9 protein-coding genes are annotated in these 9,440 nt (G+C 44.9%); 8 read left to right on the top strand and 1 reads right to left on the bottom strand.

Annotated elements, in window-relative coordinates:
- Window positions 1-129: 129 nt before the first annotated feature.
- The 8 genes from D6D85_RS14770 to D6D85_RS14735 all read left to right on the top strand — a co-directional run bounded on the left by D6D85_RS14770 (window position 130) and on the right by D6D85_RS14735 (window position 8,751).
- Window positions 130-606 carry a hydrogenase maturation protease gene (locus tag D6D85_RS14770; RefSeq protein WP_125672821.1) on the top strand — a complete coding sequence of 159 codons (477 nt, stop codon included), beginning with the start codon at window positions 130-132 and terminating at the stop codon, window positions 604-606.
- A 260-nt stretch (window positions 607-866) separates the two neighbouring features.
- Window positions 867-2,057, top strand: a complete 1,191-nt coding sequence (locus tag D6D85_RS14765) for a 4Fe-4S dicluster domain-containing protein (protein ID WP_125672819.1) — start codon at window positions 867-869, stop codon at window positions 2,055-2,057.
- Window positions 2,054-3,409 carry a CoB--CoM heterodisulfide reductase iron-sulfur subunit A family protein gene (locus D6D85_RS14760; protein ID WP_125672817.1) on the top strand — a complete coding sequence of 452 codons (1,356 nt, stop codon included), beginning with the start codon at window positions 2,054-2,056 and terminating at the stop codon, window positions 3,407-3,409. Before D6D85_RS14765 ends, D6D85_RS14760 begins: the two co-directional genes overlap by 4 nt.
- Complete coding sequence (locus tag D6D85_RS14755; RefSeq protein ID WP_237558873.1) at window positions 3,402-5,339, top strand: CoB--CoM heterodisulfide reductase iron-sulfur subunit A family protein; 1,938 nt, start codon at window positions 3,402-3,404, stop codon at window positions 5,337-5,339. Before D6D85_RS14760 ends, D6D85_RS14755 begins: the two co-directional genes overlap by 8 nt.
- A 4-nt stretch (window positions 5,340-5,343) precedes the next feature.
- Window positions 5,344-5,769, top strand: a complete 426-nt coding sequence (locus tag D6D85_RS14750; protein ID WP_125672813.1) for a hydrogenase iron-sulfur subunit — start codon at window positions 5,344-5,346, stop codon at window positions 5,767-5,769.
- Entirely contained in the window at window positions 5,770-6,798 is a 1,029-nt protein-coding gene (locus D6D85_RS14745) for an oxidoreductase (RefSeq protein ID WP_125672812.1), read from the top strand.
- Complete coding sequence (locus D6D85_RS14740; RefSeq protein ID WP_125672811.1) at window positions 6,795-8,255, top strand: Ni/Fe hydrogenase subunit alpha; 1,461 nt, start codon at window positions 6,795-6,797, stop codon at window positions 8,253-8,255. The genes D6D85_RS14745 and D6D85_RS14740 overlap by 4 nt, the downstream gene beginning before the upstream one ends.
- A gap of 19 nt (window positions 8,256-8,274) precedes the next feature.
- Complete coding sequence (locus tag D6D85_RS14735; protein WP_125672809.1) at window positions 8,275-8,751, top strand: hydrogenase maturation protease; 477 nt, start codon at window positions 8,275-8,277, stop codon at window positions 8,749-8,751.
- A 56-nt stretch (window positions 8,752-8,807) separates the two neighbouring features.
- Here D6D85_RS14735 and D6D85_RS16600 read toward each other — a convergent pair.
- The coding region (locus tag D6D85_RS16600) for a hypothetical protein (RefSeq protein ID WP_161969921.1) at window positions 8,808-9,440 on the bottom strand (633 nt) is incomplete at its 5' end.

Genomic DNA, 9,440 nt, shown 5'->3' with positions numbered 1-9,440 from the left:
CTTCAGGTGCAATATACTTCCCGACATGGGCTGAGATCTCAGTAACGGGCATGCTTGTAGCCCTTGAGGCCCTAGCTTTCACGCTTGCTGTGAAGTATCTGCCGATATTTCCGGAGATAAAGAGGGAACATGCCTGATATAGTTGTGCTGGGAATTGGAAATCAGTACGCTGGAAATGACAGTGCTGGGGTGATTGTAGCTAGAATTCTCAGGGAAAAACTACCTCCTTCTATAACTGTCATGGAGTGCTCATCTGCATTTGATGCACTGATGAACTCCCCTGATTGCAGTGTAATGATAATAGTTGACTCCTTTCTGTCAGAAAATCCCGGTAGTCTCCTAATTGAGGCTCGTGAGAGAAAAAATGAGGAATATGGGACATTTCAGATAGATCCGCATGATATCGATGTGGATAAGCTCCTGAATTTGCTCTGGTTCTTCAAGAAATCCCTTAAAAAGATATTATTCATCGGGATAGGGGTAAATGAAATAGATTTAGGCGAGAATATAGCTCCAGCTGTTTCCAGTGGGATAGATCTAGCTGTTAGCTTGATCATGAACGAGATAAATAGGCTTAATGAAGAGCAAAAACCTTTTTATCTCTAGATTTCTAATATCTATATTAGTCAGAATAATGAATTAATTTTTCTATCTTTTTTCTACCAAGAAATTTTCAGAATTCTCTAAAAAAAGGACCCGTGCAACCCTCCTTTTTCCCATCCTTTCATAAATTTGTTATTGTTGAATTCTCCTTGAAAAGCTAGCTTTTTCTTGAAAAACCTCTTTATTCTACAAACTTTTTCCATATTTTTTCCAGAGAAAAATTAATATTGAAAACTCTTTCGTTTAATGGCAGGCGATCTGAAATGAGTGGTGGAATTTTTTCCTCTGCAATGCCGGTAATTAAAGGAGGGAAAGTCACTGGATCCCTAAAGAAGCTGGGAGGAGGAGATCTATTTATCTGCTATCAATGCGGGTCCTGCACGGCTATATGCCCAGTATCAGAAGAGCTGGAAACCAGCTTTAGAAAGGCCATCAGGTATGCTCAGCTGGAATTAGAGGATAGACTTCTATCAGATCCTCTTCCATGGCTGTGTTATTACTGCGGGGAGTGCACAAAGACATGCCCTAGGGATGCAAAGCCGAGCAGAATAATGGACTCTTTAAGACGATACTTAATAAGCAAGTATGATTGGACCCATATAGCAGGACTTGTCCAGTCCTCAAAGCTCTATTTAACGCTGGCTAACATAGTGTTATTTGCTATAAGCCTTTTGTTCATATACTTAATCCATGGACCCATGGATCAGACAAAGGTAGATCTCTCCATGTTTCTTCCTCCCTCAAAGGTTGAGTTGATGGGCATATCGGTGGGCTTGGTGTCATTAGTGATAATACTTGGTGGTTTGTACAGATCTTACAGATTTATCGTGCACGATAAAACAGCCAATTCTGCTAAAGGACCTCTCTCATCTCTCCCCACTCTGGTAAAGTATTTGCTCCTTCAGTTTCCCATGAACCGCTGCGAAAACAAAAGAAGATGGGTGGATCATTTGCTTATCTTTTATGGCTTCATTCTGCTAGGGATAATGACGCTGACTATGTTCACAGTGCTGACATTAGCACCCAATCCTTATTTATACGCTTCTCTGAGGGATCCGTCAACTTTCTTGGGTTTAGCATGGACCCTCTTGGGAGTAGCTGCCTCAGCAATGATACTTTATTCGATAATATCATCGATAGTAAATAGGCTTCGAGGTAAGGATATCTACTACATCACAGCTACCACGCACACAGACATAGCCTTCATAATAGTAGTTTTTCTGATAACCTTGACGGGCATTTTTGTACTCGCTTTTAGGCTGTTCAATCAGCCAATTCTAGCATATTACTCGTATGCAATACATGTAGCGCTTCAACCTTTATTGTTTTTAATTGAATTACCATTCTCTAAATTTTCTCATTTCATATATAGGCCTTTCATTGCATATTTTGCCTCAATGAAAGGCATGAGAATACCTCATGCTGTGTTTAAGAAAGGAGGTGGTTTGTTGTGAGCAAACCTGTTCTTGTTTTGGGTGGAGGTATAGCTGGTATTCAGGCTGCATTGGATCTGGCTGAGCAAGGGGTTGATGTGTATTTAGCGGACAAGCTTCCAAGTGTTGGAGGGAAAATGGCCCAACTTGATAAGACTTTTCCCACACTAGATTGTGCATCCTGTATCTTAACACCGAAGATGGCTGCTCTTCTCAGATATCCAAACATAAAGCTGATCATGTGCTCCGAGATTCAAGAAGTTGGTGGTAGTGTTGGCAATTTCTCTGTCAGGATTTTGAAGAGGCCCACCTATGTCGACTGGGATAAATGCAATGGCTGTGGCACATGCGTTGAAAAATGTCCCAAGAAAGTCCCAGATGAGTTCAACATGGGTCTATCGATGCGGAAGGCGATACACATAATGTTCCCACAGGCAGTTCCCCGCAAAGCCTTAATAGATGAGAAAGCATGCATGAGGCTCAATCCACCACCTGAGCTGAAGGAGAAAGCAAAGGGACCTCTATGCGGCATATGCGAAAGGGTCTGCCCTGCTAAAGCGATAGACTTTAATCAGAAACCTGAAACAATAGAGTTAAATGTAGCAGCAATAATAATAGCAACTGGAATGGAGTTATACAATGCAGGAAATATTCCAGAGTATGGGTATGGGAAATATCAGAATGTGTACACTCACTTGGAGTTCGAGAGACTTGTCTCAGCTACCGGACCAACACAGGGTGAGATTGTGAGGAGGTCGGATGGAAAACATCCGAAGAGGATTGCTTGGATACAGTGTGTTGGCTCCAGAGATGTCAGATTTAACAGTTATTGCTCGGCATTTTGCTGCATGGCTGCGACAAAGGAGGCAATACTGGCCAAGGAGCATCTCCCGGATGTTGAGTGCACGATATACTACATGGATATAAGGGCGTTTGGTAAGGGATTCAACGAGTTCGTGGAGAGGGCTAAAAGAGAATTCGGAATAAGGTATGTTCGCGGCAAAGTCGTCAAGATAGATGAGGATCCCAAGACAAAAAATCTAGTGCTGACATACGAGGATACCGCATCAAGCTACATGAAGAAAGAGGAGTATGATATGGTCGTTCTGGCAGTTGCAGTTAGGCCAAGTCCTCCACCTCTGCCAGTTGATCTCACTGCAGATGGATTTATAAAGCTGAGGGATCCCTATTTAGATCCTGTATCAACAACTAAAGAGGGCATTTTTGTTGTGGGGGTTGTGGCAGGAGCAAAAGACATCCCCGACTCTGTCACAGAGGCTAGTGCTGCGGCTGCAAGAGCTGCTCTCATAGCTAAGGGAATGCATGAAGCTCTTATAAGTATTCCGGTGGATGGAGGTGATTGTCATGTATGAGGAGCCGAGAATAGGTGTTTACATATGTCACTGTGGATTGAACATAGCCGCTACTGTAGATGTCAAGGAAGTTGCAGAATACGCAAAGACCCTTCCAAATGTTGTTGTGGCGAGGGATTATGTGTTTATGTGCTCTGAGCCGGGTCAGAACTTGATAAAAGATGATATAAAGAACCTCGGCCTGAACAGGGTTGTGGTGGCAGCATGCTCTCCCTCTATGCACGAACCCACTTTCAGATCTGCTGTGGAGTCAGCAGGCCTGAATAAATACCTCTTTGAGATGGCAAACATAAGAGAACATTGCTCTTGGGTACATGGGGACAGAAAACTGGCTACAGAAAAGGCAAAAGACCTAATAAGAATGGCAGTGGCAAAAGCAAGGCTTCTTGAGCCTCTCGAGGAGAAGGAGTTTCCTGTCTACAACAGTGTGCTTGTGCTGGGCGGTGGAGTTTCAGGAATAAGGGCAGCTCTTGAGCTTGCGAGGTATGGTTTTGATGTGTATTTAGTGGAAAGAAGCCCCACACTGGGAGGAAAAGCGGCTCTCATAGGACATGTAGATCTCCAGACAAGAGGTTCAGAAGTTATCAATAAGATGATCGAACTGATAAAGAGGAACCCTAGGATACATGTATTCACAAACTCTGAGCTAATCGAGCTTAAAGGGTTTGCAGGGAACTATGAGGCCAAGATAAGGGTTTATCCTAGGTATGTAAATGAAAGGTGCAACAGCTGTGGCGAGTGCGAGGAGGTCTGCCCTGTTGATGTGGCCAATGAATACGATTTCGGGCTGAGCAGGAGGAAGGCGATATTTCTGCCCTTCAGGGGGGCATATCCGCCGTATTATGTGGTGGATCACAGGGTATGCACAAAGTGCGGAGAATGCGTGAGAGTTTGCAGGTTTAATGCAATAGATCTAAGTGAGGAGCCGAGGGAGCTGGGTCTGAAAGTAGGGGCTCTGATAATAGCAACAGGATATGATGCCTACAGACCGCTCAAGGGGGAGTACAGTCACGGTTTTCACAACAACATAATAACGCTGTTTCAATTGGAGAGGCTTCTAGATCCCGAGGGACCAACACGAGGTGAGCTCGTAATTAACGGCAGAATTCCCAAGAGCATTGCATTCATACAGTGTGTTGGCTCAAGAAACACCACACCTAATGCTAGATCCTACTGCTCTAGGATGTGCTGCACAACTGCTATAATAGATGCGATAAAGATAAGAGAGAAATATCCTAATACAGATGTTTATATAATATACAAAGATATTATGACTTACGGAAGTGATGAGAGCCTGTACCTAGAGGCAGGCAGAAGGCTGGTGAGATTTGTAAAGTTTGAGGAGGAGCCTCCTAATGTTGTGATAAGCCCGGAGGGGCTTTTCATAGATTTATATGAATATACTATTCAGGAGAGAATCAGGATACCTGTTGATGCTGTTGTGCTTTCAACCGGTATGGTGCCGCGGCGCGATCTGGATGATGTAATCAGGGTGACAAGGGTCAGCAGAGGAGGAGATGGATTTCTGAGGGAGGCTCACTTGAAACTAGCTCCCGCTGAATCCCCGACAAAGGGCATATTTCTGGCAGGTACTGTGACAGGTCCGAAAAACATAATGGAGAGCATAAGGATGGGCAGCGCTGCAGCAGCAAAGGCTATGGCTCTGCTCTCAAAGGGAAAGGTGATCGCAGAGCCGATGATAGCAAATGTAAACGAGGATATATGCAGTGGATGTGCAATTTGTGTTGGGGTGTGCCCATATGATGCAATATCGATCAAGATAGTAGATGGCGACAGGATAGCGCATGTTGAGGAGGCTCTCTGCATGGGTTGTGGATCATGCGCTGCTGCCTGTCCCTCAGGAGCTATGCAGCAGCTTGGCTTCAAGGATCGACAGTTAAGGGCCCAAGTGTTAGCTGCTTTTGGGTGAGATCATGAGTGAGGGTTTTGAGCCCAAGATAGTTGTTTTTGCATGCAATTGGTGTACATATGCGGCCGTGGATCTGGCCGGAACGAGCAGAATTCAGTATCCTCACAACGTCAGGGTGATAAGGGTGATGTGCTCCGGAAGAGTTGATCCACAATTCGTGCTGGAGGCCTTTAACAGAGGTGCTGATGGAGTTATAGTAGCAGGTTGCCACCCACCAGCTGATTGCCACTATTCAGAGGGGAATTTCAAGGCATTCAGGAGATTTACATTGTTCAGAAGGCTTCTTGATTCGCTGGGGATTGAAAGAGAAAGGTTCAAGCTCGAGTGGATATCGGCATCGGAGGCAGGAAAGTGGGTCCAAGTAGTGAATGAAATGGTGAACGATCTGAAAAAGCTGGGCCCATTGAGGGAGAAGCTGGAGGTGAGGTAGATGGAGAAGCCCAAGGTAGCTTGGTATTGGTGTGCATCCTGTGGAGGGTGCGAGGAATCATTTGTCGATCTAGCAGAGAGATTGCTCACTGTATTCGAGAAAGTAGATGTGGTGTTCATGCCTGTTGCCATGGATTTCAAGAAGGAGGATGTGGAGAAACTGCCAGATGGATCCATAACAGTATCCTTTATAAACGGAGGGGTAAGGCTAGAGGAACATGAGGAGATGGTAAAACTTCTCAGAAGGAAGTCTCAGATAGTGATAGCCTATGGATCCTGTTCCTCTTGGGGAGGGATACCAGGTCTTGCAAACCTCTATAATATAGATGAAGTTCTCGCCAGAAAGTACCTCGAGGTTCCCTCTGTGGACAACCCGAATAAAATTCTGCCGGCAAAGCGCATTAAAGTGAAAATACCAGAGCTACAGAGAGAGGTGGAGCTTGAGCTCTCCGATATACTGCCAAAGCTTCTCCCCTTGGATAAGGTGATAGATGTGGAGTACTATATTCCGGGCTGTCCTCCAACACCGGATGTAGCATGGAACGCGCTTCAAGCACTTCTTTCAGGCAATCTTCCGCCAAAGGGATCAGTTATAGGGGCTTCATCGAGGTCTCTTTGCGATGAATGTCCGTTAAATGATACAAAGCCTGAGGAGATACTGCTGAAGGATCTGAAAAGGCCTTATGAATTCATTCCAGATCCGGAAAAATGTCTTTTAGTGCAGGGATTAATCTGTCTCGGTCCAGTTACAAGAGGGGGATGCGGGGCACTTTGTCCCAAAGCCAACATGCCCTGCACAGGATGTTTTGGACCTCTTGATAATGTTGCAGATTATGGAGGCAAGGCCCTCTCCTTCATAGCGAGCATAATGGACTACTCCCCGATGGAGGAGGAAGAGCTCAACAAGGTCTATGATAAGATCCCTGACTGGGTTGGCACGCTTTATAGATACTATTTAGCTGCTTCCAAGCTTGGAGGCAGAGTTGGTCTTGCTAAATCAAAGTTGAAGGGGGAGGTGGCTGAGGTATGAGCAGGCAGATAGTGATAGATCCTATAACACGTCTTGAGGGCCATGGGAAGATAGTAATAGTTCTGGATGACAATGGAAATTGTGTGAGAGCCTACTTCCAGTTACCGGAGCTCAGGGGATTTGAGAAATTTGCTGAGGGAAGACATGCTGAGGACATGCCTCAGATAACTCCTAGGATATGTGGAGTGTGTCCAACAGCACACCATATGGCGTCAACAAAGACTCTGGATGACCTCTTCAAGGTTGATCCGCCATCCGCTGCGAAGAAGATAAGGGAGATGTTCTACAACATGTTCATGCTCGAGGACCATGCTCTTCACTTCTACATCCTAGCAGGGCCTGATTTCATAGTGGGCCCTGATGCACCTAAGGAGGAGAGAAATGTAGTGGGAGTTCTGAGGAAAGTTGGAACGGAGGTCGGCCTGAAGGTGATAGGCACCAGAAAGAACATAAGGAAGATGATGGAGAGAATAGGGGGAAAGCCTATACATCCAGTTTTCGGCCTTCCTGGTGGAATATCAAAACCCCTCACAGAGGACATAGTGAGGGATCTAAGGGCATTTGCTGATGAATGGCTTGAGTTCTCCAAGTTCACGCTGAATGTATTCAAGAACATTGTTCTTAAGAATGAGAAGTACGTGGATCTCATAAAGAGCGAGGCATATACCCATAGAACTTACTACATGGGCCTTGTGGACAGCAAGAACAGGGTCAACTTCTACGATGGTATGATAAGAGTTGTCGACCCTGATGGCAATGAATTTGCCAAATTCGATGTCCACGATTATCTAAATCACATAGCTGAGCATGTGGAACCATGGACCTACACAACATTTCCGTTTCTGAAAAGAGTTGGCTGGAATGGATTTGTTGATGGAAAGCAGAGCGGGATATACAGCGTGGCTCCGTTGGCTAGGCTAAATGCTGCCGATGGAATGGCCACTTCACTGGCTCAAGAGGCATATGAGGAGATGTATAATACGCTGGGCGGCAAACCCGTTCATTACACGCTTGCTAATCACTGGGCAAGGATCATAGAAATGGTCTATGCAGCAGAGAGGATAAAAGAGCTGGCAAACGACCCAGAGATACTTGATAAGAATGTAAGAACTCTGCCTTCTGAAAAGCCAAGTGTCGGTATAGGGGTGGTGGAGGCGCCTAGGGGAACTCTTATACATCATTATGAAACTGATGAGAGAGGAGTGATAAAAAAGGCAAATCTCCTTGTTGCAACACAACATAATCACGCTAGGATCTCCCTATCCATAGATAAGGCAGCTAGGAGCCTTATAAGAGGAGGTGTTGTGAGCGAAGGGCTCCTCAATATGGTTGAGATGGCCTTCAGAGCATACGATCCATGCCATGCATGCGCAACTCACTCCCTGCCCGGATCAATGCCACTAGCTCTGTATATTTACAACACAAGAGGTGAGCTCCTCAGGGTAGTGAAGAGGTAACCTCTCTTTTTCTTTCTTGATGATCATCATGATGCCCATGGTTTTATTCCTTGGAAATTCCATATGGTCAGATGATAGGATAGGAATACTAGTCGGAGAAAGGCTAAAGGACAGGCTTAAAAATGAGGGCTATGAAGTGGAGATAACCGAGGAAAGCGGCTTTTCCCTAATGGATCTCATCGCTGGAAGGGATACTGTTATAATAGTGGACAGCATGAGAAGCGGTAGGCATCCTGTTGGTGAGGTACTGCTCGTAGAACCTAAGGATTTGGAACAGTGCGCATTTTTATCCCCTCACTATGCTGGTCTTCCCGAAATATTATTGTTAATGGAATCATTAAATTTAAATAAACCAAGAAAGGTGTATATAATTGGGATAGAGATCGGAAATTCGTATGTAGTATCAGAAGAACTTTCGAAGGATCTTCGTTCGAGGGTGGAGCACATTATAGAAAAAGTGTATAATACCATAGTAAAAATTACTAAACATAGCTGATATATTTTCTCATTATTCCTGTGAAAAGAATGCTTGGGGAATTGTGCTAGCTCCCACTATCTAGGTCTTTCTGTAGTTTTCCCCACTATAACCTCTATGTTCTTCTCCCTCCCAATTCTCCTGATATCAGCGGCAACGTCCTTCGGAGCTGTTAGCACCACAAGGATCTTTCTAGGGCTCTTTTTGTACTTTTCTTCTGCCAATCTAGCTTTCCTCAGCAGTTTATCCACCTCTTCCACGCTCTCAGCATGGCTTGTTATCTCTCCAACTATCAGAGGATCGTCTAGAAACATGTCTATCCCCTCCCCATCTATCTCAGCTCTAACAAGCTCCTTATCCTTTCCTATCTCTCCAAGCTTCCTCAGCTGCTTTGTTAGGAGCTTTCTAACAAATTCCTCGAATGTAACTCCGGCAAATCTGCTCAGTTGGCTGAATCCGTAGAGCATGGATCCTCTCAAAGACTCATATGTCTTCTTCATTCTCTTCTGCTCCTTCTTCATTCCACTAATCTCGCTCAGCATCTTGTTGAAGTCCTCCCTCAGTTTCTTCTGCTCCTCCTCTATTACAACAATGCGCTCCAGCATCTTGTTGAAGTCCTCCCTAAGCTTCTCAATATTGCCCAAAATCTCAGTACTGAGGGCTATATTAAGTTTTTCAGCCAGCTTTCTGGCAAGATAGGGCTTTTCCTC

The sequence above is a fragment of the Candidatus Methanodesulfokora washburnensis genome, from assembly GCF_003947435.1.
GTDB classification, from domain to species: Archaea; Korarchaeota; Korarchaeia; order Korarchaeales; family Korarchaeaceae; genus Methanodesulfokora; species Methanodesulfokora washburnensis.
This window is presented reverse-complemented; position numbering and strand designations above follow the sequence as displayed.

Excerpts from the sequence above, each read along its gene's own strand:
- D6D85_RS14770 (WP_125672821.1), top strand. The coding sequence starts at position 130 with ATGCCTGATATAGTTGTGCTGGGAATTGGAAATCAGTACGCTGGAAAT.
- D6D85_RS14765 (WP_125672819.1), top strand. The coding sequence starts at position 867 with ATGAGTGGTGGAATTTTTTCCTCTGCAATGCCGGTAATTAAAGGAGGG.
- D6D85_RS14755 (WP_237558873.1), top strand. The coding sequence starts at position 3,402 with ATGTATGAGGAGCCGAGAATAGGTGTTTACATATGTCACTGTGGATTG.
- D6D85_RS14750 (WP_125672813.1), top strand. The coding sequence starts at position 5,344 with ATGAGTGAGGGTTTTGAGCCCAAGATAGTTGTTTTTGCATGCAATTGG.
- D6D85_RS14745 (WP_125672812.1), top strand. The coding sequence starts at position 5,770 with ATGGAGAAGCCCAAGGTAGCTTGGTATTGGTGTGCATCCTGTGGAGGG.
- D6D85_RS14740 (WP_125672811.1), top strand. The coding sequence starts at position 6,795 with ATGAGCAGGCAGATAGTGATAGATCCTATAACACGTCTTGAGGGCCAT.
- D6D85_RS14735 (WP_125672809.1), top strand. The coding sequence starts at position 8,275 with ATGATCATCATGATGCCCATGGTTTTATTCCTTGGAAATTCCATATGG.